At 36.6% G+C, this 26,967-nt stretch carries 21 protein-coding genes and 2 tRNA genes; 7 read left to right on the forward strand and 16 right to left on the reverse strand.

Features of this window, described 5'->3' with window-relative positions:
* Positions 1-124: 124 nt before the first annotated feature.
* The 8 genes from sucD to ESZ48_RS05325 form a co-directional block, all read right to left on the reverse strand.
* Positions 125-997 carry a succinate--CoA ligase subunit alpha gene (gene sucD / locus ESZ48_RS05290; RefSeq protein WP_129016287.1) on the reverse strand — a complete coding sequence of 291 codons (873 nt, stop codon included), beginning with the start codon at positions 995-997 and terminating at the stop codon, positions 125-127.
* A gap of 68 nt (positions 998-1,065) precedes the next feature.
* Complete coding sequence (locus ESZ48_RS05295; RefSeq protein WP_129016288.1) at positions 1,066-1,473, reverse strand: nuclear transport factor 2 family protein; 408 nt, start codon at positions 1,471-1,473, stop codon at positions 1,066-1,068.
* Positions 1,473-2,408 (reverse strand): UDP-3-O-(3-hydroxymyristoyl)glucosamine N-acyltransferase, encoded by a 936-nt coding sequence (locus tag ESZ48_RS05300; RefSeq protein ID WP_129016289.1) that lies wholly within the window; start codon positions 2,406-2,408, stop codon positions 1,473-1,475. The genes ESZ48_RS05295 and ESZ48_RS05300 overlap by 1 nt, the downstream gene beginning before the upstream one ends.
* A gap of 71 nt (positions 2,409-2,479) precedes the next feature.
* Positions 2,480-3,046 carry an elongation factor P gene (gene efp, locus ESZ48_RS05305; RefSeq protein WP_129016290.1) on the reverse strand — a complete coding sequence of 189 codons (567 nt, stop codon included), beginning with the start codon at positions 3,044-3,046 and terminating at the stop codon, positions 2,480-2,482.
* Positions 3,047-3,087: 41 nt separating this feature from the next.
* Positions 3,088-3,873: an acyl-ACP--UDP-N-acetylglucosamine O-acyltransferase gene (gene lpxA, locus ESZ48_RS05310; protein WP_129016291.1), complete on the reverse strand. Its 786-nt coding sequence runs from the start codon at positions 3,871-3,873 to the stop codon at positions 3,088-3,090.
* An 86-nt stretch (positions 3,874-3,959) separates the two neighbouring features.
* Positions 3,960-5,366, reverse strand: a complete 1,407-nt coding sequence (locus ESZ48_RS05315; protein WP_129016292.1) for a bifunctional UDP-3-O-[3-hydroxymyristoyl] N-acetylglucosamine deacetylase/3-hydroxyacyl-ACP dehydratase — start codon at positions 5,364-5,366, stop codon at positions 3,960-3,962.
* On the reverse strand, positions 5,367-6,380 hold the full coding sequence (gene lpxD, locus ESZ48_RS05320) for a UDP-3-O-(3-hydroxymyristoyl)glucosamine N-acyltransferase (protein WP_129016293.1): 1,014 nt from the start codon (positions 6,378-6,380) through the stop codon (positions 5,367-5,369).
* Between the two features lie 291 nt (positions 6,381-6,671).
* Entirely contained in the window at positions 6,672-7,895 is a 1,224-nt protein-coding gene (locus ESZ48_RS05325) for an HD domain-containing protein (RefSeq protein WP_129016527.1), read from the reverse strand.
* A 37-nt stretch (positions 7,896-7,932) separates the two neighbouring features.
* On the opposite strand from ESZ48_RS05325, the gene porX reads away from it, so the two are divergent.
* From porX to ESZ48_RS05345, 5 genes are all read left to right on the forward strand, one after another.
* Positions 7,933-9,486: a T9SS response regulator signal transducer PorX gene (gene porX / locus ESZ48_RS05330; protein WP_129016294.1), complete on the forward strand. Its 1,554-nt coding sequence runs from the start codon at positions 7,933-7,935 to the stop codon at positions 9,484-9,486.
* Between the two features lie 103 nt (positions 9,487-9,589).
* Positions 9,590-10,033: a tRNA (adenosine(37)-N6)-threonylcarbamoyltransferase complex ATPase subunit type 1 TsaE gene (gene tsaE / locus ESZ48_RS05335; protein ID WP_129016295.1), complete on the forward strand. Its 444-nt coding sequence runs from the start codon at positions 9,590-9,592 to the stop codon at positions 10,031-10,033.
* Between the two features lie 166 nt (positions 10,034-10,199).
* On the forward strand, positions 10,200-10,343 hold the full coding sequence (locus ESZ48_RS19245; protein WP_190246200.1) for a hypothetical protein: 144 nt from the start codon (positions 10,200-10,202) through the stop codon (positions 10,341-10,343).
* Positions 10,306-10,827, forward strand: a complete 522-nt coding sequence (locus ESZ48_RS05340; protein ID WP_129016296.1) for a hypothetical protein — start codon at positions 10,306-10,308, stop codon at positions 10,825-10,827. The genes ESZ48_RS19245 and ESZ48_RS05340 overlap by 38 nt, the downstream gene beginning before the upstream one ends.
* 970 nt (positions 10,828-11,797) lie before the next feature.
* Positions 11,798-12,892, forward strand: a complete 1,095-nt coding sequence (locus ESZ48_RS05345; protein WP_129016297.1) for a Fic family protein — start codon at positions 11,798-11,800, stop codon at positions 12,890-12,892.
* Between the two features lie 1,020 nt (positions 12,893-13,912).
* Here ESZ48_RS05345 and ESZ48_RS05350 read toward each other — a convergent pair.
* From ESZ48_RS05350 to ESZ48_RS05375, 6 genes are all read right to left on the reverse strand, one after another.
* Positions 13,913-15,463, reverse strand: a complete 1,551-nt coding sequence (locus ESZ48_RS05350; RefSeq protein WP_129016298.1) for a DUF1986 domain-containing protein — start codon at positions 15,461-15,463, stop codon at positions 13,913-13,915.
* A 21-nt stretch (positions 15,464-15,484) separates the two neighbouring features.
* On the reverse strand, positions 15,485-15,868 hold the full coding sequence (locus ESZ48_RS05355; protein ID WP_129016299.1) for a hypothetical protein: 384 nt from the start codon (positions 15,866-15,868) through the stop codon (positions 15,485-15,487).
* Positions 15,869-16,772: 904 nt separating this feature from the next.
* On the reverse strand, positions 16,773-18,038 hold the full coding sequence (locus ESZ48_RS05360; RefSeq protein ID WP_129016300.1) for a site-specific integrase: 1,266 nt from the start codon (positions 18,036-18,038) through the stop codon (positions 16,773-16,775).
* Between the two features lie 215 nt (positions 18,039-18,253).
* Positions 18,254-18,328 (reverse strand) — tRNA-Pro (locus ESZ48_RS05365).
* 64 nt (positions 18,329-18,392) lie between these two features.
* A tRNA-Ser gene (locus ESZ48_RS05370) sits at positions 18,393-18,476 on the reverse strand.
* A 95-nt stretch (positions 18,477-18,571) separates the two neighbouring features.
* Entirely contained in the window at positions 18,572-20,617 is a 2,046-nt protein-coding gene (locus ESZ48_RS05375) for an HD family phosphohydrolase (RefSeq protein ID WP_129016301.1), read from the reverse strand.
* Positions 20,618-20,747: 130 nt separating this feature from the next.
* Here ESZ48_RS05375 and ESZ48_RS05380 point away from each other — a divergent pair, with 130 nt between their 5' ends.
* A complete protein-coding gene (locus ESZ48_RS05380) occupies positions 20,748-21,926 on the forward strand; it encodes an acetyl-CoA C-acyltransferase (protein WP_129016302.1) in 1,179 nt (392 codons plus the stop codon).
* 137 nt (positions 21,927-22,063) lie between these two features.
* Positions 22,064-22,813, forward strand: coding sequence for a C40 family peptidase (locus tag ESZ48_RS05385; RefSeq protein ID WP_129016303.1), 750 nt, complete (start codon positions 22,064-22,066; stop codon positions 22,811-22,813).
* Positions 22,814-22,874: 61 nt separating this feature from the next.
* On the opposite strand, the gene ESZ48_RS05390 is transcribed toward ESZ48_RS05385, so the two are convergent.
* Entirely contained in the window at positions 22,875-24,149 is a 1,275-nt protein-coding gene (locus tag ESZ48_RS05390) for a tetratricopeptide repeat protein (protein WP_129016304.1), read from the reverse strand.
* A gap of 24 nt (positions 24,150-24,173) precedes the next feature.
* Positions 24,174-26,756: a DNA gyrase subunit A gene (gene gyrA, locus ESZ48_RS05395; RefSeq protein ID WP_129016305.1), complete on the reverse strand. Its 2,583-nt coding sequence runs from the start codon at positions 26,754-26,756 to the stop codon at positions 24,174-24,176.
* Between the last annotated feature and the right edge of the window lie 211 nt (positions 26,757-26,967).

Genomic DNA, 26,967 nt, shown 5'->3' on the forward strand with positions numbered 1-26,967 from the left:
GATTGTTGAACTTTGGCACCCGACTGCGGTTGATGATTCTCTTTTCAAATATAAGGATAAGATGCTGTTTCAAATAAAAAAACCCCACAAATTTGCGAGGTTTTTGAAATATAGAATTTGGTAATTAAGCCATAACTTCGGCTACTTTTTTACCAATTTCAGCAGGAGAATCCACCACGTGAATTCCACACTCTCTCATGATTTTCTTTTTTGCTTGGGCAGTATCATCACTACCTCCAACAATTGCTCCAGCGTGGCCCATAGTACGTCCTGCAGGTGCAGTTTCTCCAGCGATAAAACCGATAATAGGTTTTTTACTACCGCTTTCTTTATACCAATACGCAGCATCAGCTTCCAATTGGCCTCCAATTTCACCAATCATCACCACACACTCTGTCTCTGGATCATTGATCAACATTTCTACGGCTTCTTTAGTAGTGGTTCCAATAATCGGATCACCACCAATTCCAATAGCTGTGGTAATTCCAAGACCTTGCTTTACAACTTGGTCAGCAGCTTCATAAGTTAAAGTTCCCGATTTAGAAACGATACCAACAGTACCTTTCTTGAAGACAAATCCTGGCATAATCCCAACTTTAGCTTCACCTGGCGTAATAACACCTGGACAGTTTGGACCAATTAGGCGACAATCTTTAGATTTAATATAATTTGATGCCTTGATCATGTCTGCTACCGGAATGCCTTCTGTAATGCATATAATGACTTTAATTCCAGCATCAGCAGCTTCCATAATGGCATCTGCAGCGAAAGCTGGTGGCACAAAAATAATAGAAGTATCAGCTTTAGCTTCTTTTACTGCGTCTTGAACAGTATTGAAAACTGGTCTATCTAAATGGACCTGTCCACCTTTACCAGGAGTAACACCACCAACAACGTTAGTTCCGTATTCTATCATTTGTTCAGCATGAAAGGTTCCTTCACTGCCCGTAAAGCCTTGCACTATTATCTTTGAATCTTTATTTACTAAAACGCTCATTTATATTATTTTTTAATTTTTAAGACTTCGCAAAAGTAATTCTTTTAACAGCATTTATGAAGCCTTTGTTAAACTTTAATTTCTGAAAATGATTTGTAACTTTCAATGTTATCGTCCGCCACTTGACTTATTTCGTAGCCCCTGTAAAGTTTTCCATCTTTAATTTCCCAAATGCTGATGAAATTTGCCAACGGGAGCTCATTTTCAGGATCTTCAATGGTACTAACAAACATGGTGTATCTTATGGTAACGTGATTTTTATCTTGCAGTAAATGACTGATTTGGGGCCTTAGAGAATGATAAGCCACCCTGATATTTGAAAAAAACCGATCCATTCCGTCATAATCCAAAACTTTGTATCCAGTGCTGCTGTTCCAATGCACTTGACAATCTTCATGCATATATGTGGAAATTAATTGGCTATCACTAGCCAAATCAGATTCATAAAAGTTTTTGACAATTTGTTTTGGAGACATTATTTCCGTTTTAACTGTTCTATAATTTCTGGTATTTTCTTTATATATACCTTGTCTTTCAACTCTGCTTTAGCTTCTTGGGCAGGTCTGCCCCAATAGGTCTTACCACCTTCTAAAGATTTACTGATTCCCGCCTGAGCATGAACGACGGCTTTAGCGCCAATCGTAATAGCGCTGGTACTTCCTACTTGTCCCCAAATAGTGACTTCATCTTCAATAATCACACAGCCGGCAATCCCTACTTGAGAGGCAATCAAACATTTTTTTCCAATAACGGTGTCATGACCAATCTGGATTTGATTGTCCAGCTTTGAGCCTTCACCGATAATAGTATCTCCGGTGACGCCTCTATCAATCGTACAAAGGGCACCAATATGAACATGATCTTTGACTACCACTCGCCCACCAGAAATCAATTGATCAAATCCTTCTGGGCGCTTTTTATAATAAAAAGCACTGGCTCCCAAAACTGTACCGGCATGAATGGTCACCTTGTTACCAATAATGGTGTCATCATAAATAATGACATTAGGATGGATCAAGCAATCATCACCAATCTCCACATTGTGGCCAATAAAACAATTGGGTTGTATGATGGTGTTTTTTCCAATCTTAGCGGAATCTGAAATGCTTTGATTCGCACTTTTAAAAGGCTTGAAATGTTGGGTTAATTTGTTAAAATCCCTAAATGGATCATCACTTATAAGCAACGCTTTACCATCAGGACAGGCCACTTCCTTATTGATCAATACAATAGTTGCGGCAGAGTTTAAGGCTTTATCGTAATATTTTGGGTGGTCCACAAATACAATATCACCAGGCTCAACAACATGAATCTCATTCATTCCCAACACAGGAAAATCATCAGTTCCAACATATGGGGTATTGATGATTTCTGCAATTTGCTTTAAAGTGTATGGTTTGGGAAATTTCATTAATGTTAAGTTATTTATTATTAAATCTCAGACCGACTGTCCACTGCTGACTGCTCACTGAAGGCTAAAAACTACTCTTTAATACGCTCCTTGTAGGTTCCTTTTTCAGTTTCAATCCGGATTTTATCACCTTCATTAATGAATAAAGGAACATTCACCTCTGCTCCTGTTTCAACAGTTGCTGGTTTCGTAGCGTTTGTAGCCGTGTTCCCTTTAACTCCAGGTTCCGTAGAAGTAACCTCCAAAATAACGTTCGCAGGCATCTCTACAGATAATGGCATATTATCTTCTGTATTGATTAGGATGGTTACAATTTCGCCTTCCTTCATTAAATCCGGTCTATCCAAAGCAGCTTCCAAGAGTCTGATTTGCGTGTAGTCCTCTTGATTCATAAAATGATAATACTCGCCATCATGATATAAAAACTGGAATTTATGCGTTTCTACGCGTACATCATCAATTTTATGACCTGCAGAAAACGTATTTTCCAATACTTTTCCGTTGGTTACACTTTTCATTTTCGTTCTTACAAAAGCTGGTCCTTTTCCAGGCTTTACATGTAAAAACTCTGTAATTTTATAAATATCATTATTGTACCTAATGCACAATCCATTTCTTATATCTGATGTTGTTGCCATAATAGTGCCCACCAAAGTGGGAGTCTTTTAATAATTAATAACTAATTTGATTTAAAATAACCCTTCATGATACCTCTATGTGAGTTTTTGATGAACTGTAGGATTTCATCACGCTCTGGAGTGGCTTCCATTTCAGCTTCAATAATTTCTGAAGCCTGGGTATTGTTGTAATTCTTCTGATAAAGAATGCGATAAATATTTTGTATTTCCCTAATCTTATCTGCAGAAAAACCTCTTCGTCTCAATCCAACCGAATTGATACCTACGTAAGATAAAGGTTCTCTAGCTGCTTTAACAAAAGGAGGCACATCTTTACGAACCAAAGATCCACCCGTTACGAAAGCGTGATTGCCAATGGAACAGAATTGATGTACTGCGGTCATTCCTGCCAACACTACATAATCTCCTACAGTGATGTGTCCTGCAAGTGTGCTATTATTTGAAAAGATACAATTATTACCTATAATGCAATCGTGGGCGATGTGACAATAGGCCATGATCAAACAATTATCGCCAATGACGGTTTTCATCCGATCTGAAGTGCCTCTGTTGATCGTGACACATTCTCTGATAGTTACATTATTACCGATTTGAGTGATGGTATCTTCGTCCTTAAATTTCAAATCTTGAGGAACAGCAGAAATTACGGCTCCGGGAAAGATATTACAGTTTTTTCCAATGCGAGCCCCTTCCATAATGGTTACGTTACTCCCAATCCAAGTACCTTCACCAATAATCACATTGTTGTGAATGGTAGTAAAAGGATCAATCACAACATTCTTTGCTATTTTGGCTCCAGGATGTACGTATGCTAATGGTTGGTTCATTTCCTTGTTTTTAATTTTTTTATGTGCTAGTAATTGGCTTAGCAATTATTTCGATTTTATTTGATAACTAAAACGGTTATTCTTTCTTATTTAATTTTTGAAATTTGCGCCATCAATTCCGCTTCCGCACAAAGTTTTCCGTTAGCATAGGCATAGCCTTGCATATGACAGATACCCCTTCTAATAGGTGTGATTAAATCGCATTTAAAAATTAGAGTATCTCCTGGAACTACCTTCTGTTTAAATTTCACCTTATCAATCTTCATGAAAAAGGTCAAATAATTTTCTGGATCGGGAACGGTACTTAAAACAAGAATCCCTCCTGTTTGCGCCATGGCCTCTACTATCAAAACCCCTGGCATCACTGGAGCTCCAGGGAAATGTCCTGCAAAGAAAGGTTCATTCATCGTCACGTTTTTCACTCCGATAACACCAGTATCTGTCAATTCAAAGATCTTATCGATCAACAAAAATGGTTGTCTATGTGGTAACATGTCCATGATCTGGTTGATGTCCATTAATGGCTCCTGATTCAGGTCGACCACAGGAACATTGCTCCTTCGTTCGTTCCTGATCATATTGAACATTTTTCTAGCAAACTGCGTGTTTATAAAATGTCCAGGTTTATTTGCAATGACTTTTCCTTTTAAAGGGATGCCAATAAGTGCCAAATCCCCAATGACGTCCAACAATTTATGACGCGCTGCCTCATTGGGATGGTGCAGGGTTAAATTATCAAGAATACCATTTGGCTTTACGGCAATAGAGTCTTTTTTGAACGCTACGCGTAATTTCTCCATGGTTTTTGGCGATAATTCCTTATCTACATAAACAATGGCGTTATTTAAGTCGCCTCCTTTAATGAGTCCATGTTCTAAAAGCATTTCAATTTCGTGCAAGAAACTGAAGGTTCTTGAATTTGAGATATCTTCCTTAAAATCGTGAATGGTATTTAAGGTCGCGTTTTGTGTTCCTAGAATTTTAGTGCCAAAATCGACCATTGTAGTCACCTGATATTCTTGAGCAGGAATAATAACGATTTCACTTCCAGACTCTTCATCTATATAAGAGACCACATCAGTAACAACGTATTCCTCTCTAAAGTCTTCTTGTTCTTCAATACCTGCCTCTTCAAGTGCCTCTACAAAGAATTTAGAGGAACCATCCATTATAGGTGGTTCAGAAGCATTTATTTCTATCACAACGTTATCAATATCCATCCCCACAAGAGCTGCCAAAACATGCTCTGAAGTTTGTATAACCACCCCGTTTTTCTCTAAACGAGTGCCACGTTGTGTATTGGTAACAAAACTTGCGATTGCTTCAATCGTAGGTGTACCTTCGAGGTCCATACGTTTAAATGCAAATCCAGAATTTACCGGTGCAGGTGAAAATGTCAGTGTTACATCGTTTCCTGTATGCAATCCAACACCTTTTAAAGAAACTCTCTTTTGGATTGTTTTCTGCTTGATGTCTGTCTTAACTATTCCCATTTACTTTTTATCAATTTTGTTAATTTCTTTCATGATTTTAGGCAGGTTTTTAAAATACACGTAAGATTTGTTGTAATCTGCATAACCAAATGCCGGTGAACCTTGGAGCATTTCATCGTCTTTAACATTTCTCCCAATTCCTGACTGTGCTTGTATTTTTACATTATTACCAATAATAATGTGACCAGCAATTCCAACTTGACCTCCAATAATACAGTTTTCACCTATTTTAGTTGATCCTGCAATTCCTGTCTGTGCGGCAATTACCGTATTTTTTCCTATTTCAACATTATGTGCCACTTGGATTTGATTATCCAATTTAACACCTTTGCGAATAATGGTCGATCCTAATGTTGCTCTATCAATGGTTGTAGCAGCACCAATATCAACAAAATCTTCTAAGATAACGTTGCCAGTTTGGGGAACTTTCGAGTATTCTCCATTTTCGTTTGGTGCAAATCCAAATCCGTCAGCACCAATAATAACCCCAGAATTAATGACGCAATTATTGCCAATTACGCAATCAAAATAAACTTTAACCCCAGAGAACAATATTGTATTGTCACCAATTTTGACATTATCACCAATATAGCAATTTGGAAATATTTTCACATTGTCTCCAATTGTCACATTATCACCAATATAAGTAAATGCCCCAATATATACCCCTTCACCATATGTAGTGGATTTAGAAATATGTGAAGGCTGTTCAATTCCAAACTTATTAAGTTTTGCCTGATTGTAATACTCCAAAAGTTTTGAAAATGACTTGTAGGCATCCTCTACTTTTATAAGTGTCGTAGTAATTGCATGTTCTGCTTCAAAAGTTTTGTTAACAATAGTTATCGATGCTTTTGTAGAATAAATATACGACTTATACTTAGGGTTGGCTAAAAAGGTCAATGAGCCTTCAGTACCCTCTTCAATCTTTGAAAGTTTCGAGACTTCAACATCAGGATTCCCGATGATATCGCCTCCTAGAATTTCCGCTATTTGTAATGCTGTAAATTTCATCAATCGCAAAAATAGAAAAAATGTATCATATATTGTTGTTTACTGTAAAGTTACTTCGAAAGCTCAGTATAACATGTTGGTCTTAGAGCCGTTCGCCTTTGGTTTTATATAGTTTCCACTTCATTTACAATCGACCTAAACCACTCATAAGCCTAAACTCAGAATCATTTCATGCAGATTATGCAGATTCAAAAATCAAAACTCTTCAATCCCGCCTCCGCAAGAGCTTCGGACGGGGAGGCGTTAATCGTTAATCAAACTTTGTCACTCTCTGATCCCTAACCCCAATGCCTATCTCTTCGGATAACAGATATAATATTTTGTAACCGGTTTTGAAAGCGCTTTTAAATTCAATTGGTCAGATGCTTTTACGATATCTTGGATCTTCCCCGATTTATGCAAAATGTTGATACTTTGCGTTTTTAGCTGATAAGCCTGATTTGAAATTTCACCCGTAAACACAAAGTAATCAGCTTCTTCGGCACTAATATTATAACGTTTCATTAGATTTTCCTTATGCACTTTCACACTGTCCAACTTACGTTTCTTATTCTTCAATTTTACTTTGAGCAGATCTCTATTGATGATCATGTCACACAAATTCTTTAAAACGAAATCATCATGGTATTGCCATTCTTTCATTCCTGAGACAATATCATAATCATCCAACTGAGCAAAAACAGCTAAGGTATCTGTAGTGAAATTTGAATTATTTATTTCATTGTTCAGAAAATAGGACAACGCCCTACTCGCTTTTAAATCCATACCTCTTTCCGTCAGCTCCTTGGCACGTTTTAAAACGCGCATCAATAGTTGCTCGGCTACCACACTTGTTTTATGCAAATAAACTTGCCAATACATCAATCGTCTGGCAACGAGAAATTTTTCAACACTGTATATGCCCTTTTCTTCTACCACCAATTCATCATCCACCACATTGAGCATCGTTATCAAACGCTCAGCATTGATGTTTCCTTCGGCAACTCCGGTGTAAAAACTATCGCGCTTTAAATAATCGGCCCGATCCATATCCAGCTGGCTCGAAATAAGCTGACACATAAAGTTCCGAGGGTATTCTCCTTTGAACATTTGAATGGCTAGCGTTAAACTTCCGTTAAATTCCACATTCAAATATTCCATAAATAAAAGCGAAATTGTCTCATGAGATATCCCTGTTACAATACTATGTTCCATGGCGTGACTAAATGGTCCATGTCCTATATCATGGAGGAGAATTGCAATCAACAGACCGTTTTCTTCGTCTTCAGAAATGTCAACGCCCTTAAAACGAAGCACATTGACAGCTTTTTGCATTAAATGCATGCACCCCATAGCATGATGGAATCTTGTATGGTGCGCTCCGGGATATACTAAATAAGACATGCCCATTTGAGAAATCCGTCGTAGCCTTTGGAAATATTTATGGGCAATCAAATCGAAAATTAACGAATTGGGTATGGTAATAAAACCGTAAATTGGGTCGTTAAATATCTTGAGTTTGTTTACTTTATCCAAACTTGAGTTTTTAATCATTAATTATAAACAAATATACATGAACCATATAAATATTCTTTGGGTTGACGATGAAATTGATTTACTAAAACCCCACATCCTGTTTTTAGAAAAAAAGAACTACAATGTCACCACCTGTAAAAGTGGCACAGAAGCTTTGGAAATTATAGATGACACCAACTTTGACATTGTTTTTCTAGATGAAAACATGCCGGGATTAACAGGTTTGGAAACTCTGAATGAGATTAAGTCACGTCGCGCCAATCTTCCTGTGGTAATGATAACCAAAAGCGAAGAAGAATACATTATGGAAGAAGCTATAGGTAATAAAATTGCGGATTACCTTATAAAACCGGTTAATCCCAATCAAATTTTATTGAGCTTAAAAAAGAATTTGGACCATTCCCGATTGGTGTCTGAAAAAACGACCTCCAACTATCAGCAGGAATTCAGGAAAATCGCCATGGATATGTCTATGGTTAATAGTTTTGAAGAGTGGTCAGATTTGTATCAGAAATTAATTTACTGGGAACTTCAGCTTGAAGATATTGAAGATGTTGGCATGACCGAAATTTTAGAATCCCAAAAAAACGAAGCCAACACACAATTTGGAAAATTTATTGAAAAAAATTACACCAAGTGGTTCGACGATAATGAGGATGCACCCATCATGTCGCATACCTTGTTCAAAAATAAAATAGTACCTGAGCTAAGTGACAAACAGCCCACCTTATTAATAGTCATTGATAATTTGCGCTATGACCAATGGAAAGCTTTTGAACCCATTGTGAATAATTACTACAAAAAAAGCTCAGAAAGCTCTTTTTACAGCATTCTCCCAACAGCTACACAATATGCTCGTAATGCCATTTTTTCAGGACTGATGCCACTTGAAATGGAGAAGAGACATCCAAATTATTGGAGGAACGATACAGATGATGGAGGAAAAAATCTTTTTGAAGCTGAATTTTTAGAAGCACAACTAAAGCGTTTGGGACTACAGAATTTGAAAACTGAATATCATAAAATAACAAATCTTCAATCAGGAAAAAAATTGGTTGAAAACTTCAAATCGCTAAAAAATAATGATTTATCGGTTATCGTCTATAACTTTGTGGACATGCTTTCCCACTCCAAAACAGAAATGGACGTCGTCAAGGAATTGGCATCAAATGACAAAGCATACCGCTCCCTTACCTTGAGCTGGTTCAAGAACTCACCCTTATTGGAAATGATCCAGAAAGCACAACAAATGGGCTTTAAATTGATTTTGACAACAGATCACGGTACCATTAACGTCAACAATCCCTCAAAGGTGATTGGTGATAGGGACACCAGTTTGAACTTACGTTACAAAACAGGACGTAGTTTGACTTACGAAGCCAAGGATCTATTTGTAGTCAAAGATCCAAAAACCATCCATCTCCCTTCCATAACCATGAGTAGTTCTTATGTTTTTGCTAAAGGAGATCTGTTTTTAGCTTATCCAAATAATTACAACCACTATGTAAGCTACTTTAGAAACACCTATCAGCATGGCGGTGTTTCATTGGAAGAGATGATTATTCCTTTTGTGGTGCTCAATCCGAAATAATTCTACGTAATACCAATAAGTCCGATGAAATACAGTTTTTATTAGTATTTTTCGTTTATTATGTTTAATATTGCGTCCTAAACTAATTTCATCCGTACGAATCATGAAATTCCAATATTCTATTGAAGATATTGAATCAGTTGCGACTGCCATATTAGAACAGGCCACCTCCATGACGCTTTTATTTTATGGCGAAATGGGCGTAGGTAAAACGACTTTAATAAAGGCACTTTCAAAACAATTGGGAAGTACATCAAATGTCAGCAGCCCTACATTTTCAATTGTTAACGAATATGAAATTAAAGATGGGCTTATTTATCATTTTGATTTGTACAGAATTAATGATGAGGAAGAGGCTATGAATTTTGGAATCGAGGAATATTTATTTAATGACCAGTGGATTTTTATTGAATGGCCGGAGAAATTAGGTAGTTTTCTTCCCGAAAAATTTAATAAAATTGAAATAAAATTGAATTTAGATGGCTCAAGGACCCTAAAATTGAGCACGAAAACTAACTTAACCAAACAAAAAGCGAAAAAGCAGTAAAAAACTTGAAAATTTTTAGCAACTACACCCCACGTCAATTTTGAAGAGTACGGTAAAACCGTAAGGTTCATGCGGTTTAGGTGATTGATTTTAACATTTGTTTAACACGTTATGTACGATGTTGATGCTACATTTGAATGAATTAATTAATTAAATCCCTTGAATTATGAAAACAAAAAAGTACATGATTGCCTTGGCAATTTTCGGTGGTGCGTTGTTCACTGCACAAGCTTCAAATCTTATTGATTTAGATGGACAAACAAAAACTAATATTGAAAAAAGTAGAATCATCGTTCCGACACACGGATAAGAAGAGTTTTATTTTGGGGAGTATTGTGGCTACATTAATTGCGGCAACTCCTTATTTGTTTTATCTATATGAAAGTGTTCCAGACAAGCAAGTTTGGAACACTTTCTTATTTACATATGAAAGTAAACATTATGGAAGTGTTTTTGTCTTGGCTTGGACATTGGCCAATAAAATAATACCTCTATTGTTACTCTTAATTTGGTTTTTCACCTGTAGGCATTGGTGGTATCATGTATTACTTGTGCCAATTGCGATGTTTACCTTTCAGATCTTTACAATTTTCAATGATGATCAATCGTATATTGATAGCAATCAAATATTATTTTTAATTCCAATTATGACCGTAATTGTTCCATCGATATATCTGATCAGAGCCAAAATGTTTAATAAGATGAATGATGCTGATAAAACCATGCAGGAATTAGAAGATGAGTTTAAAATTAGACCTAAAGGGTTTATGAACAAATTGAAGGAATACTTTTAGAAATCATGCCCATGAATTAGGTCATTTTTTTATAAAGCTTTGAAAGTAGGGTTTAACCTCTCTTTGATAGCTTTGAAAAATTTACTTGAAACATGGAAAACAAGTCCGTTCTTTCAATGAAAAAATCTTCATGTTTGTTAATTAACGAACTAACTCCAAGATAACTACACAAATAACCTTCGATCAAAGAAATTTTTAAATTCGTTTAATAAGGACAAAAACAATGACACAACTAATTGTACACTTTTTGATCGGTTTTTAAAAGATGTCAACGGGAGATCACATCAAAGCAAAAACAGTAAGAGTCATTTGGTAAATTATCACTTTTGATTCTCTACAATGACGTTTATGCCTCGGGCTATCACTACAAATAAATAAAACACCCCTCAAAACTCTACTTCATTAAGTTTTACTATTTTCAGAAAACTATTCAATTCACATATTGTAGTAACGGCTATAATATTCTTTCTTTTCTTTTCAATAGCAATTATCACTATAAGTATAGAAGTTGAAACGTGAAAAATTTGCAGAAAGACAAGAATGATTTTAAATTAAAAGTCTTATTATATGGAGTTTTTGATTTCACGTACGGACTCCAAATTACAAAAAAAATTGAATGAAATTATTGAAAAACATAAAGCCAGCCAGAAACCCTTTTGGCCAAAGCCGTTTGATTTTAGATTGACAACTTAGCAGTACGAATCTTTAAAACTAAAATTTTGATTTTGAAATTTAAATCAATTTCCTTTATGTTGGCAGACTTTAATAATCATAGTACCGTTGTGCTGATTACCTGCATTGCCCTCCCGATAGAACCAGACGATACCAGGAAATTATTACAAGAGGTTTGACAAGAATATTATAAGGGGCAATAATTACCCTTAATTTAAAAACGAGGGCGATATTTAACTATATTTACACCCGTATCAACATCGAAGGTGTTTTGCGCCCTCGTAAAAATAGCTGAAGAATGCAAAATAAGATCTCATATAATCAAAGTGTACCATATAATGACCTGCCACTTCTCCCCCCACAAAATGAAATCGAAAGCTTAACTATTCTTAAAAAAACCATTACGGCAAGTAGGGCATTATCCGAATTGAAGGGAGCAATAACCAATCTGCCAAATCCTATATTGTTCATTGACACTATCAATTTGCAGGAAGCTAGGGCAAGTTCTGCCATTGAGAACATCATAACCACCCAAGACGAATTGTTCAAAGCCTCAATTGCAGAGAAAAAAAACGATAACCCAGCGACCAAAGAGGTCATGCATTATAAGGATGCGTTATGGTATGGAATGGAAGAAATAAGGAAAAGGCCTATGCTCACCACCAATCTTTTTATAGCCATCATGCGGATAATTAAGAAAAATAATTCTGGTATAAGAAACGCTCCCGGGACACAGTTGAAAAATCCTGTGACGAATAAAGTAATCTATACACCACCTGAAGGCGAAAATATTATCAGGGAAAAATTAAAAAACCTAGAGGATTTTATCCATTCTAAAGATGATATTGACCCTCTAATTAAAATGGCAATCATCCATTATCAGTTTGAGGCCATCCATCCTTTTTTTGATGGGAACGGCCGTACAGGACGAATTATTCTACTACTATATCTAAAATTGACAGGGCTCATGGATTTACCAGCGTTATATTTGAGTAGTTATATAATTGAACATAAGAATGACTATTACACTAATCTTCGTAAGGTCACAGAGGAAGGCAATTGGGAAGCTTGGATATTTTACATGCTAGATATGGTGGAACAAACGGCCTCAAAAGGAAGACAGCAGATTGCTGAAATTGAAAAGCTCATGAATACAATGGGATCTGAAATCCAGAAAATATTGCCTAGGATATATTCAAAGGATTTGATGGAGCAATTGTTTAGGTTGCCATATACCAAAAGAAACCATTTGGAAAAGGCAGGGTTAGGCAATTTAAAGACTGTTGGAAATTATCTTAAGGATTTGGAAAACGAGGGGTTTTTAAAGAGCGAGCAGGTGGGTAAGGAAAAACTGTACTTGAACTTTAGACTTTTGGAGGTTTTAAAAGCTTAAATGTATTTATGCCATTGTTGGTGTTTTCCCACCAACAATTGTCACTTAAGACTAAATATCAGAACTTTTGACTTGAAATTGATTTTAAGATGCAGGATTAACTGCGTTGATCCTGAGTTTGGGCCGTTGCTCATTAAAAGCCAAAACTACGATAAGCGATTTTCGCGGGTTTTTTCATTATGCCATTGTTGGTGTTTTCCACCCAACAATTGTCACTAATTACTAGATATCAAAACTCTTGACTTAACATTGAGTTTAAGATGCAGGATTAACTGCGTTGATCCTGAGTTTGGGCCGTTGCTCATTAAAAGCCTAAAACCGCGAAGGGCGGTTTTCACGGCTTTTTTCATTTGTTCGCTTTTGCTCAACTGCGTTGGCAACGCCACAAATAAAAAAAGCCTACAAAATCATAGATTTTGTAGGCTTTTAATGGTCGGGGTGGTCACGCTTTCAGGCGTGACGACCTCCATTATGTCGGGGTGGCAGGACTAATTAATTAATCATAACACACTGTATATTAGATATTTAAAACACTATCAACTGTGGATGTCCACCTGATTGTACACTAAAGTTGAAAAGAACGATTTAAAAACAAATTTTGTTTGTCTTTGGTTTTGTAAAGATACAAATTGTATTAAATGATATGAAAATAAACGATTAATTTATTAAGGCCTGCCTTTTGGTATCAAAAAAATGCTCATGCAAAATAGATGCTTTATTCAGAAGGTACATTATTTTGGTCACAGTACTTTGTTCTAAGTAGTACTTATTGGTAATAAATTCAATTTGGTCATCGTATTGTGAGAGAGTACTATCATGAGGCTGGTTTGCCACTTACTGACGCTTTCGCTGTAGAGTATGTAAATCTGTTGATTTAAGGCCTTGATAAGCTGAAAGTTCGCAAAAGTTTCACTTAACAGCAATTCACTTCAACAGATCCTATATGTCACTTAACTCAATAACTATATAAAAACGGGCAGATAAGTTCGGCCCGTTTTATAGCATACTTAAAAAACACTTCTATTTTACAATAATACGGTGGCTTTCCGCTCTGCCGTTTATGTTGATCTTTAAAATATAGGCTCCTTTGCTCAAATGCTTTACAGAGAAAGAGCCTCTGCCGTTTACAATATTTACACGAGTAACCATATTGCCAGCATAATCATATAGCTCGCCCAAAACCAGATCCGTTGCCTTAAACTGCGACGCAATTGTCTTATCGACGGTTTCCTGTAGGTTAATATGTACAATATCCGAAGAAGGGTTGGGATAAACACGATCAGGCTCATACGCGCCAGTTGCTACGTAATGATATGTAACAGAACTTCCGCAGTTGTTGGTTGACGTCAGCTTAATGGCATAATCAGCATTTCCATAAGGAAAAATTACATCCATATTGGGACCATTAGCCGTAAAAGGAACCGATGGTGTAATGGTCCATTGGTAACTTACGTTTTCTAAATTATTTGAATACGCTGAATAAGTAGCATAGCCCCCATTGGGTAAATGTTGTGGACCTGAAATGCTGGATACTGGCTTCCCTACCCAAAAATCTTTTCTCAAGGTAATTCCATTGAACGTAGCGGTTATGTATCCATTTCCACTTGCATTGAGTTTTGCTCTTACTATAAATTGAGTATTGTTATTGCTAATGGTCTCCAGATTAATTGATTTATCCCACACAACACTTGTTGCATTTACGTTATTCAATGTGAAGATAGTATTGGATGTTCTACATACAGTGTTGTTCCCAATCAGACTGGGTAACGGGACGATTCCAGAAATCCAACTTCTATAATCAAATAAATCTGTATAAATGGTTGGTTTATCATCTTTAGGAAATTCCCCCCAACTGCTGCAGCCTATTAAGTATCTGGTTCCATTTTTCATCACAGATAATGGGCCGCCGCTATCGCCTGGCGCGACACCTCCCCCAGATTCATATAATGGAATCATGTTATTCGTCACAGAAATGTTTCCAGTATTCAAGTTATTTGCCTGAGTTTTTGAAATGATGGGCAAATCTAAAGTTTGAAGCAAAAATGATGGATTATATACTGGCCCATCCACAGTATTACCCCATCCAGTAACCCTCCCTATTGTTCCAACAGATGCATGGGACGAACTATCTGTTAGCAATATGGGAAGGACATCCGTATTTAAGTTCAAGTTAGCATCTAATCTTAACAAAGCAACATCATTTTGTAGGGTTGAATGATTGTAATTAGGGTATCTAATGATTTCCACTACATTTCTATACTGCCCATTAATATTGTCAGTTCTTTGTGTAATTCCGGCAGCAATTGATATTTCATTTGCATTTATAACTGTTCCAGTGAATGGATTGGTTACACAATGAGCGGCCGTCAAAATCCAATTAGGAGCTATTATCGAGCCTCCACAGATATGGATGTTTCTATGCCTTATATCGTGATGATTGTTGGTTCCGCGAATGGAAATTTGCCAAGGATTTTCAGCAATTGTAGTGTTGTTTCCTCCTATTATTCCTTGTTGAGAAAAGACTGATAATACAAAAAGAAATGTTGCTGCGAAGAGTAATTTTTGTTTCATCTTAATTGATTTTAGATAGTTTTATTGTTCTAACAAATAGAATGCAATATAATTATTGGTCAAAAGCCCGTGGTTGCCTGTAACACATGTAGTTATTGTTCCTTTTACAGTTATTTCAGTGCCTATGTCGTGGTTTGTCTTATTAATGGGAAAAAGTCTTATATATTTGTTTTGACTTTGCTCAAAAATCTTGGGTAAATATGTTTCCGCATCAACTTCATAGTATATCTTACTCCCGTCATAAAAAGGTTCACCATCTTCCACGAACTTAACAATTACTGGTGTGTTTTCAGTCAGTTCTTGAATAAGTGTACTTTCACTGCACTTGTTCAATGAAACTTCATCTTGATTATCTGAACAACTTATCATTAATAATCCTAATATAAAAATAGCTATAGTTTTCATTTCTAATTTTAAATTTAATTGTTAGTAGCTAAAATGTATTTAAATAATGAGCATTGCGTTTATACTTAAATATGCCTACACTTACTCAAAATTATTCTTTTTTTGTTAAATATTTCATATAAATTAATCATTGTGTAATACAATCTATTAATTTTTTTTTATTTAAACAACTCATTTTCAAAATAATAATACATTAATAATAACAATGTATTTCCGCTATGATATTGCCTGATTAAATGAAATACTTTAAAATGAGTATTTTTTTGTCTTTAGCTTATATATTTAACTAAAGGGGAATAGCAAGAGGGTAACGGGCAAAGCCACGTTACATATTCCCATTTCAATTCAACATGCTGATTGTCAATTGTTTAAAAACATACAACTTTTATCAATTACATCGATTTGCGTCAGATGGTCTTAAACCACCTGTAAACAGGTAAGAATTTGCGTCATTTGATGAAATATCGAGTCTTTATGGGGAAGTTTAAGAATGTCCAAAAGTGTTTAAGAATTTTTAGAAAACTATTCAATTGACATATTGTAGGAACGGCCATAATGCTTTTTTTTTCAATAGCAATTATCACTGTAAGGATAGAAGTGGAAAAGTAAAAAATTTGCAGAGACACAAGAATGATTTTAAAGTAAAATTCTTATTATAAGGAGTTTTTGATTTCAGTTATGAACTCCAAATTACTATAAAATAAAAAAAAATAAATTAAAACATAAAGCCAGCCAAAAAGCCTTTTGTATTTTGATCAAAGTCGTTTGATTTGAAATTGACACCTGAGCAGTATGAGTCTTTTAAACGGAGAGAGTAATTTTGCAATTTAGTTTTAGCTGAAATTTCCTTTCAATACACTCCCGTAGCCTTGTGAGGAGCGCATTGAAAGGAAATTCATTACCCTTAAAAAATTGTTTGTTTAGTTTGGGCCTTTGGTTTCAACTTTTTCGTTTCAAACCTAATCAGCAGATTGTCTATGTCCTCACTTATCTTTGATTCTACGACCCGGGCGTAAATCTGTGTTGTTGATAGCTTGTTATGTCCTAACAGTTTGGATACGGTTTCAATGGGAACGCCATTGGAGAGCATGACCGTGGTGGCAAAGGTGTGTCTGGCCACATGGAAGGTAACATTCTTATGGATACCACAGTCGAGCGCTATTTCCTTTAGGTATTTGTTGGTTTTCTGGTTTGAGCTGACAGGAAGGATGATTTTATTGTTTGTTTTTTCGGCTTCATCCCTATATTTTTCTATAACTGCCAAGGCCTTGGGCAAAATAGGAATCTTGACCGTTTCATTTGTTTTTTCACGTTTGGTAAAGATCCAATAGTTGTTGTCGATGCCCCGAGTAATATGGTTCAAGGTCAGTTCCCTGACATCTACATAGGAAAGTCCCGTGTAACAGGAAAACATAAAACAGTCCTTGACACGTTCCAAACGCGCATTATTGTAATGCGTGTTTTCTATCAGTTCGAGTTCCCGCTCAGTAAGGAACTGCCTGTCGAATTTATCGAACTTTAGCTGAAACTGATTGAAGGGGTTTTTTGGAATCCATTCCAACTTAACGGCAAGGTTGACCATTTTTTTAAAGCGTTCCATATGTTTCATAACGCCGTTGTTGGACAGTACCAATTCTTTTTTTGGATTTCTGTAGGCTCTCAGGAATTGCTCAAAATCACAGATGAACCGATAGTTCAATTGTTTCAGGTAAATGTCATCTACTTTCGAAACTTTGCCCAGATACTTCAAAAGATACCTTTCGGTAGTGTAGTAATTCTTCATGGTGCCATATTTCAGGATGCTGACCATGTTGGTATTATGGTACGTCATGAGCTCGGTCAAAGTCTTATGGTTCTCGTCCAGGCCCAAATAACGTGCTTTAACGGCGTTTGCCGTAATGATCTTTCCTTCTTCCAGTAATTGCTTATGGCAGTCCAATAAATGGCTGTATACTTGGTCTAGATAGGTGTTGAGAACTTTCGTTTTGTAGGAGCTACCACGTGCCCTATTCTTGTTGCTGTCCCACTCCCTTAAAAGTGTACACCTTTTTAAACTGATTTCTGAACGTTTCTGATTGACTGTGATGCGGGCGAAGATGTTTAATTCGTTCGCAGTGCTTCGGGATTTCCTTGTGTAGAAAATCACGGAAAAGGTAGTGTTTGTCTGCATTGTTGATGTCTTTGGTTAAACAAAAATGGTTTAAAGACAAAAGTCAAATCGTTTTTAAAGTCCTTTAAATCTACGACAATTTTGGTAAGAAAGTGCACACCTGATTGTACACCTTTTAGTTGTTATTAAATGATATCAAGTGATGTCATTAAAAACAAAAAACACTGAGAATCATACGATTAACAGTGTTTTAGTTTGTCCTATTGCTAGGTTTGTCGGGGTGGCAGGATTCGAACCTGCGACCTCCGCGTCCCAAACGCGGCGCGATAACCGGGCTACGCTACACCCCGAAATCAACTATAAAGTTGAATTCTATTAAACTTGCTATTCCGGTAATATTATTAGCAAATCTTGCGGAGAGACAGGGACTCGAACCCTGGCGACAGTTACCCGTCGACAGATTAGCAATCTGCTCCATTACCACTCTGGCACCTCTCCTATTTTATTAAAGAACATGTTCTAAATGCGGATGCAAATGTAGTCCTTCATTCCAAAGAAAGCAACTATTTCTAAGACTTTTTAAAATGATTTTTTTATTCTGGATATTCTATCCTGAGATGGAAGATGTTAGCTAATTTATTTTTCAATATTTTCTTAATGGACTCAATCTCTTTAAAGGTAATATCGGCATTTAAAAACTGGCCATCCTCCATTTGCTTGTTAATAATGTTTTCTACAAAGTGGTTGATTTTTGTGGAAGACGGGTCTTTTAAACTTTTCGAAGCTGCTTCTACACTATCGCACATCATCAAAATTGCAGTTTCCTTACTAAAAGGCTTTGGCCCTGGATATCTGAAATCGGCAATATCTGTCGCAATATCCAATTCTTTCTCCTTCATGTAAAAATAATAGACCACACTGGTGCCATGATGTGTCCTAATAAAATCGATAACACGATCCGGTAAATTGTTTTTCTTAGCTATTTCAATTCCATCCAACACATGTGCGAAAATGATACTTGTGCTTTCCTGTGGGGACAATTCATCATGCGGATTAATACCTGTGGATTGATTCTCGGTAAAATATGTCGGGTTTTTCATTTTACCGATATCATGATAAAGTGCTCCTACCCTAACCAACATGGCATTCGCACCAATTTCATTAGCTGAGGCCTCGGCCAAATTAGCCACATTTAAACTATGGTGAAACGTTCCCGGCGCCTTGTTTGATAATTCTTTCAAGAGCTTGGTATTGGTGTCTGAAAGCTCCAATAGGGACACATCCGAAACCAATCCAAACAACTTCTCATAGATATATATAAGTGGCTGTACAAAAAGCGTGGCCAATCCGCATAAAATGAACATCCCAAAAGCTTCAAAATTCAAGGTGGCAATACTGCCTTCATGAATAACGAAAAATGCAAAATAAGTAATGATATAAATAAGCGTGATCTGTCCTACCGAAATAAATAAATTAGCGCGTTTGTACAATTCAGAAACGGTAAGTATGGTGACGATACCTGCAATAATCTGTAAAAACATATATTCGTAGCTGTTCGGCACGATAAAGCCCAACAAAAGCACCGTCAGGACATGGGCAAACAATCCTAACCTTGCGTCAAAAAACGCTTTTAGAACCAATGGAAGGACACAAAGCGGCACCACATATACATACTTGGAATTGTAATTGACAATGAGCGTTGTCAACAATACCATTAATAGGATATTGAAAAATATGAACGTCACTTTTGTATTGTCCAAAAAAACTTCTATCCTGTATTTTCTTAAAAACAGAAGCAGCATCAATAAAGTCAACGCCACTAATATGGAATAGGAAATTACAACCCAGGTGTAATTGGAAGAACTCCAAACCTGTGATTCATATTCTGATTCCAAAGATTTTAAGATGTCGTATTTATGGCCTTCAACTAATTCTCCCTTAGAGATGATTAAGGTTTCCCTCTCAACATTTCCTCGCGTTGTAGATATTTTATCCAATTCTTCATTCAGTGCATTTTGTGTAATGGACTTATTGACCTTGAGATTGGGTTCAATCAAATCAAAAAACATAGATACAAAAACCGCAGTAAATTTAGAGTTGCCTCGATCTTCCAATTGTTTTTCCAACAACCTCCTAAAGGCATCTATCTTGGCAAGTTCAGAATAGGTTGTGGAAGCAATTTGGTTTTGACCATCCAATAGGATGACGTTCTTGTCATTTGGATAATTATAATCTTCTTCTAATACACCATTTTTATAGATCTCGCTCAGCACTGTTTTACCTACCCGGAAAAGTTCTGTCTTTTTCCTGCCCAATGAGTCATGAAAGGTGGCGTTGAACTTCTTATTGTAATCTTCAAATACAAAATCCTTAACCTCTTCTATGAGGTCAAAATACACGGCGCTTTCTTTTACTATAACAGATTTTTCTTTTTGTAATTCTTCGGGTGATTTTTGAATGGCAAAATCAAATGGCGCATAAAGGTTTTCCGACTGCCATGGTTTATTTTTATCAAAATTATATTTGAATTTGCCACTTTTCGGGAAGAGATAAACAATTAAAAAAGTAGTCCCAATAAATAGGAGGATTTTGTAAATAAGTGAATGATTCTTATACCACTTGTTTATAATGTTTTTCATCAAAGCTGCATCAATTGTCTTTCAAAAGTAATAAAATATAAAGGGATTTGTAGGTTTAACGTCAGGTTTCATTCCAAAATCAATTTAAAAATGTTTAATTTTGCATCATTCAAATTAAAACCCATTAAAAATGAGCAAAGAAGTCGTCATTGTATCCGCAGCAAGAACTCCGATAGGTAGTTTTTTAGGTGCTTTATCTACAGTTCCTGCACCAAGATTAGGAGCTATCGCCATAAAAGGCGCTTTGGATAAAATCAACCTCAATCCTGAATTAGTACAGGAAGTAATTATGGGCAACGTCGTACAAGCTGGAACAGGACAAGCACCTGCACGCCAAGCGTCTATATATGCTGGAATTCCTGATACCGTACCATGTACAACAGTAAATAAAGTATGCGCTTCTGGAATGAAAGCAGTAATGCAAGCCGCTCAATCAATTGCACTCGGCGATGCTGATATAATTGTTGCTGGTGGGATGGAAAACATGAGCTTGATTCCTCATTATTTACATGCAAGAAATGGTACTAAATTTGGCCCTGCTACATTAATTGATGGGATGCAAAAGGATGGTTTGGTAGATGCCTATGATGAAAATGCCATGGGTGTTTGCGCTGATGCTTGTGCCACGGAATATGAGTTTAGTAGAGAAGATCAGGATGCGTTTGCGATTCAATCTTATAAACGATCTGCTGCTGCTTGGGATGCAGGTAAATTTGATAATGAAGTTGTACCTGTGGAAGTTCCTCAGCGTCGTGGTGAGCCTGTTATTGTTTCAAAGGACGAAGAATATACAAATGTTATGATGGACAAGATTCCATCTTTAAGACCTGCTTTCTCAAAAGATGGCACGGTAACGGCTGCGAATGCATCCACTATTAATGATGGCGCTGGAGCAGTTGTTTTGATGAGCAGGGAAAAGGCCGATGAACTCGGACTGAAACCTTTAGCCACCATTAAAGGTTATGCCGATGCTGCACAAGAACCAAATTGGTTTACTACCGCTCCCGCCAAGGCATTGCCAAAAGCGCTTGACAAGGCAGGGATTTCAATAAATGATGTCGATTATTTTGAGTTCAATGAGGCTTTTTCGATAGTGGGATTGGCCAATATGAAGCTCTTAGGCCTCAATGATAGCAATGTCAATGTGAATGGAGGTGCCGTATCTTTAGGCCATCCACTAGGTTGCTCAGGAGTTAGGATCATCATCACACTGTTGAACGTATTAGAACAAAACAATGCAAAAATTGGAGCAGCAGCTATTTGTAATGGTGGCGGAGGTGCTTCAGCAATTGTTATCGAACGCTTCTAATACTCATCTTTTTGTAGATTCAATTCACAGTAATTATTGATGGATTTCTTTTCAATGACAACATTTTCTCATTTCACATTATTAGGTAATTATGGCCTAATGATCAATCAAAACAGTCAATAGACCATGTCGCCTCTATGACCTACGGAATTGCCAATTTAAGCATCGTCCCTTTAAGAATAGAACCTTCAGATACTACTGAACTTGTGTCTCAAGTATTATATGGTGAAATCTTCAAGGTGACTGAACGTCGAAAAAAATGGAGTAAAATCCGTTTGGATTATGATCAATTTGAAGGATGGATCGATAACAACCAATATCTTGAACTTCCCGAATCTGAATATAATATATTGACAGAGTGTCCGCGAAGACTTTCTGGTGATCTGATAGAATTCGTCCAAGACAACAACAATCAATTACTCACAATTCCGGTAGGATCTTCATTGACAGCCTTGGATTTTCTCGAGCATTCCTTTGACGGAAATTGTATTGAAGGCACCCAACCAAAATCAAAGTTGATAGAGACCGCTTTCTTGTATCGCAACTCACCATATTTATACGGCGGAAAAACACCTTTTGGCATTGATGCTTCAGGTTTGACACAAATGGTTTATAAACTGAATGGTTATAACTTATACCGAGCAGTAGAGCAACAAGCAAAACAAGGTGAAGCCTTAAGTTTTATAGAAGAAAGCGAAGCAGGAGATTTAGCTTTTTTTGATAATAATGAAGGGCAGATTGTACATGTTGGCATCATTATGCCCGATAATTATATCATTCATGCCCATGGAAAAGTACGTATTGATAGGTTGGACCATTCTGGAATTTACAATACGGATGTAAAAATGCATACCCATAAACTTCGGGTCATTAAAAAAATTATATAAAAAAAATGCTATCTCAATGAGATAGCATTTTTTTTATGTTCAAAAGTCAATACTTGTTTTTCTAGTTTTGACCAGTTTCCAAGGCTGCAACTTTAGCTTGCATCTCTTTTTGCTTAGCAGTATCACCTAAAGCACTGTAAATATTTACTAAGGTTTTTGCTGTTTGCAAATCTGTTGGACGTAACTTAAGTGTTGTTTCCAAATAAGGAATTGCATCTTTATAAAGTTGAGCTCTTTCTTCTTTCAGCTCATCGTACTTTTTATTATCCGCAGCAGAACTCCCAAGGGCATTCATTTTTTCAATAATAGCTTGTTCTTGACTTAAAATCAATACCGCCATATTATTATGTACGTCTGTGTAATCTGGTTTGATTTTTAAAGCTTTTTCGTAATAACCTTTGGCCGCTTCAATTTCTCCACCTTCTGCAGCAACGATTCCTAAGTTAAATAGCAATTCTGGATTGTCAGGATCATTTACCAAAGCCTCTTGAATAAGTCTCTTGAACTCATCTCTATTGCCCATTTTCAATTGCATATTGGCTTCAGAAATAATTAAACTGGCATCATCAGGATTTGCTGCTCTAGCATCTTTCATAGCTTCCAGAGCTTTCTCGTTATTACCCTGGTTCATGTAGATCAATGCCACATTTCTAACAATCTCTCCTTGTTTTGATTCTGAATTTTTAACGGTTGGCTTGATATGCGAACCAGATTTTACCGAAATATCCATCAAAGCTTTCGATGGAAAAGTTTCCTCTTCATTTGTTGCTTTGTTGATGGCGACATATTCTGTTTCAATACCAACGTAACCTAAATTCTTAAGTTCCTCATAGTGTTTCAAGGCTGTGTCATAATCTTCACCATTTACAGCTGTTGCCGCTGCATAATAAAGATACAAGGTATCTGATTTTGACATTTTATAGGCTTTTTCAAACCCAGCAGAAGATGCTGAAAAGTTCTTTTTCTCTAAAGCTTCGTTTGCTTTGGTCAAAAAGGAATTAATCATTTCCTGTTTTATTTCCTGAACGCTTTTTGAATACTTTCCGTTTTTTCCTTCCACTTCTTCTACCTTGTTCAAACTTTCAATGGCAGCATCCATGTCAGCATCAGTTCCGGTGCCGTTGGCATAAAATGCCTGACCTTTTGTGAAGTAAAACTGGGCTTTAGTTTTATCGTCTGCACTCCCAATTGAGGATTCTGCAGCGTTAATTGCAGATTTAGCTTCTGCAAAATTACTTTTCTTTATAGCCTTTTCAGCATCTTTAATTTCGCTTTTTTGCGCAAAAGAAAAAGAACCTACTAAAAGTGCCAAAGCGATGATGATTTGTTTTCTCATTTTTAGTTATTTTAATGTTAAGTGTTAATTATTGTTTTCGTCGTCTAAATTATCAAGAGTTGTGCCATTTTCTTCATCGGCCTCATTTTCAATGGTGTCATTTTCAATGGTGTCATCTAATAGGTCATCTATTAGCGGATCTTCTTCTTCCTTCATCACTTTGGCGACCGCTGCAATAGAATCACTTCCTTTTAGATTGATCAATTTGACCCCTTGTGTCGCTCTTCCCATAACACGAAGATCGTTAACTGCCATACGGATAGCAATTCCAGATTTGTTGATAATCATTAAATCATCTTCATCGCTAACCGATTTGATAGCCACTAAATTACCGGTTTTTTCAGTAATCGAAATGGTTTTTACACCTTTTCCACCTCTGTTGGTTATTCTGTAAACAGCTTCTCCATCTTCTGGATCGTCAATATAAGTACGTTTACCATAGCCATGTTCAGAAACTACCAATACAGATTCTTCCATCGGATTCTCTATGGTTATCATACCAATCACTTCATCTTTTGCGTGTGCTAAACTAATGCCTCGAACTCCAGAAGCGTTTCTTCCCATTGGTCGAGTTTTAGCCTCTTCAAAACGAATGGCCTTACCTGATTTTAATGCCAACATGATCTGACTATTGCCAGTGGTTAGTTTTGCTTCCAATAAAATATCATCGTCCTTAATAGTAATGGCATTGATACCATTCGTTCTTGGACGGGAATATTGCTCTAAAGAAGTTTTCTTAACCTGACCTTGCTTGGTTGCCATAATGACATAGTGGCTGTTAATATACTCTTCATTCTTAAGGTCTTCGGTACAGATGAAAGCTTTGACCTTATCATCTTGTTCAATATTGATCAAGTTTTGGATGGCTCTACCCTTAGAGGTTTTACTGCCTTCCGGGATTTCATAAACACGCATCCAGAAGCATTTTCCTTTCTGAGTGAAGAATAACATATACTGGTGGTTGGTACCTACAAATAAATGTTCTAAGAAATCCTCATTACGTGTTGTGGATGCTTTTTGACCAACACCTCCTCTATTCTGAGTCTTGTATTCTGTCAATGACGTACGTTTGATATATCCAGCATGAGAAATGGTAATGACCACTTGCTCATCAGGAATCATGTCTTCAATACTCAAATCGCCACCGGCATATTCAATTACAGAACGACGCTCATCACCATACTTATCTTTAACAACCACCAATTCATCTTTGATGATTTGCATACGACGTTCTTTCTTATCAAGAATATCCTTCAAATCTTCAATTGTTTTTATCAATTCATCATATTCTGAACGTAATTTATCTTGCTCTAGACCAGTCAATTGACGCAAACGCATCTCAACAATGGCTCTCGCTTGAATTTCTGAAAGTTGAAAACGTTCAATCAATTTCTCGCGTGCTTCGTCAGCGTTAGATGACGAACGGATTAATGCAATAACTTCGTCAATATTATCTGAAGCGATGATTAAACCCTCTAATATGTGGGCGCGTTCTTCTGCTTTGCGAAGTTCATAAGTAGTTCTTCTTACAACAACCTCATGTCTATGTTCAACAAAGTGAAGGATCATGTCCTTTAAGTTCAACAATTCCGGACGCCCTTTTACAAGTGCAATATTGTTCACACTAAAAGACGACTGAAGCGCAGTGTACTTATATAAGGTGTTTAAAACAATATTTGGAATGGCATCGCGCTTTAAAACATAAACGATACGCATCCCGTTTCTGTCGGATTCATCACGAATCATGGAGATCCCGTCAATTTTCTTTTCATTGACCAAATCTGCCGTTTTCTTGATCATATCGGCTTTATTGACCTGGTAAGGAATTTCAGTGACGACAATTGATTCTCTCCCTTGAACTTCTTCAATATTCGCTTTCGCTCTTATCACAATTCTTCCACGGCCTGTTTTAAACGCTTCTATAACGCCATCATAACCGTAAATAGTTCCTCCAGTAGGAAAGTCTGGAGCTTTGATATGTGTGATCAACTCATCAATATCAATATCACGATTATCAATATAAGCAATGATACCATCCACCACTTCACTAATGTTATGAGGTGGCATATTTGTAGCCATCCCTACTGCAATACCAGAAGCACCGTTGACTAAAAGTCCCGGAATACGTGTTGGTAAAACAGTTGGCTCTTGTAATGTATCGTCAAAATTCAGTTTGTGATCTACAGTTTCCTTATCAATGTCTGCCAACATGTCCTCAGATATCTTACGCATCCTTGCTTCTGTATAACGCATTGCTGCAGGACTATCACCATCAATGGAACCAAAATTCCCTTGGCCATCGACTAACATGTAGCGTAAACTCCACTCTTGGGCCATACGCACCATGGCGTCATAAACTGATGTATCTCCGTGTGGGTGGTACTTACCCAAAACCTCACCAACAATTCTTGCCGATTTTTTATGAGCCGTGTTAGATCTAATACCAAGCTCATGCATACCAAAAAGTACACGTCTATGCACAGGTTTAAGACCGTCTCTAACATCTGGTAACGCACGTGACACAATGACCGACATTGAATAATCAATGTAAGCCGATTTCATTTCATCTTCAATGTTGATAGGAATCACTTTTTCTCCTTCTGTCATATATAAGTTAATTAGATTTTTTGTATATTTTCAAATCGTGCTAAGATAACCATTTTACGAGTTTTAACGCCACTTTGTTGATGGTTTTTTGGTATATTTTATTAACAATATATAGGGATTTCATTTGATAAGTATCTCGTTAAATGTTTTGAAATTGTGAAGTTTTTTTCGTCCCTTAGCCCATATGAAAATAATTAAGGTATAGTTTTTG

It is taken from the genome of Gelidibacter gilvus, assembly GCF_004115975.1.
GTDB classification, from domain to species: Bacteria; Bacteroidota; Bacteroidia; order Flavobacteriales; family Flavobacteriaceae; genus Gelidibacter; species Gelidibacter gilvus.

What these genes read in the sequence shown, in the direction of transcription:
- tsaE (WP_129016295.1), top strand. Translation starts at nt 9,590, where the DNA reads ATGAAATTCCAATATTCTATTGAAGATATTGAATCAGTTGCGACTGCC.
- ESZ48_RS05385 (WP_129016303.1), top strand. Translation starts at nt 22,064, where the DNA reads ATGACCTACGGAATTGCCAATTTAAGCATCGTCCCTTTAAGAATAGAA.
- ESZ48_RS05375 (WP_129016301.1), bottom strand. Translation starts at nt 20,617, where the DNA reads ATGAAAAACATTATAAACAAGTGGTATAAGAATCATTCACTTATTTAC.
- ESZ48_RS05315 (WP_129016292.1), bottom strand. Translation starts at nt 5,366, where the DNA reads ATGGGAATAGTTAAGACAGACATCAAGCAGAAAACAATCCAAAAGAGA.
- porX (WP_129016294.1), top strand. Translation starts at nt 7,933, where the DNA reads ATGAACCATATAAATATTCTTTGGGTTGACGATGAAATTGATTTACTA.
- ESZ48_RS05350 (WP_129016298.1), bottom strand. Translation starts at nt 15,463, where the DNA reads ATGAAACAAAAATTACTCTTCGCAGCAACATTTCTTTTTGTATTATCA.
- ESZ48_RS05295 (WP_129016288.1), bottom strand. Translation starts at nt 1,473, where the DNA reads ATGTCTCCAAAACAAATTGTCAAAAACTTTTATGAATCTGATTTGGCT.
- ESZ48_RS05390 (WP_129016304.1), bottom strand. Translation starts at nt 24,149, where the DNA reads ATGAGAAAACAAATCATCATCGCTTTGGCACTTTTAGTAGGTTCTTTT.
- sucD (WP_129016287.1), bottom strand. Translation starts at nt 997, where the DNA reads ATGAGCGTTTTAGTAAATAAAGATTCAAAGATAATAGTGCAAGGCTTT.
- efp (WP_129016290.1), bottom strand. Translation starts at nt 3,046, where the DNA reads ATGGCAACAACATCAGATATAAGAAATGGATTGTGCATTAGGTACAAT.
- ESZ48_RS05355 (WP_129016299.1), bottom strand. Translation starts at nt 15,868, where the DNA reads ATGAAAACTATAGCTATTTTTATATTAGGATTATTAATGATAAGTTGT.
- ESZ48_RS05345 (WP_129016297.1), top strand. Translation starts at nt 11,798, where the DNA reads ATGCAAAATAAGATCTCATATAATCAAAGTGTACCATATAATGACCTG.
- lpxA (WP_129016291.1), bottom strand. Translation starts at nt 3,873, where the DNA reads ATGAACCAACCATTAGCATACGTACATCCTGGAGCCAAAATAGCAAAG.
- lpxD (WP_129016293.1), bottom strand. Translation starts at nt 6,380, where the DNA reads ATGAAATTTACAGCATTACAAATAGCGGAAATTCTAGGAGGCGATATC.
- ESZ48_RS05300 (WP_129016289.1), bottom strand. Translation starts at nt 2,408, where the DNA reads ATGAAATTTCCCAAACCATACACTTTAAAGCAAATTGCAGAAATCATC.
- ESZ48_RS05380 (WP_129016302.1), top strand. Translation starts at nt 20,748, where the DNA reads ATGAGCAAAGAAGTCGTCATTGTATCCGCAGCAAGAACTCCGATAGGT.
- ESZ48_RS19245 (WP_190246200.1), top strand. Translation starts at nt 10,200, where the DNA reads ATGAAAACAAAAAAGTACATGATTGCCTTGGCAATTTTCGGTGGTGCG.
- ESZ48_RS05360 (WP_129016300.1), bottom strand. Translation starts at nt 18,038, where the DNA reads ATGCAGACAAACACTACCTTTTCCGTGATTTTCTACACAAGGAAATCC.
- gyrA (WP_129016305.1), bottom strand. Translation starts at nt 26,756, where the DNA reads ATGACAGAAGGAGAAAAAGTGATTCCTATCAACATTGAAGATGAAATG.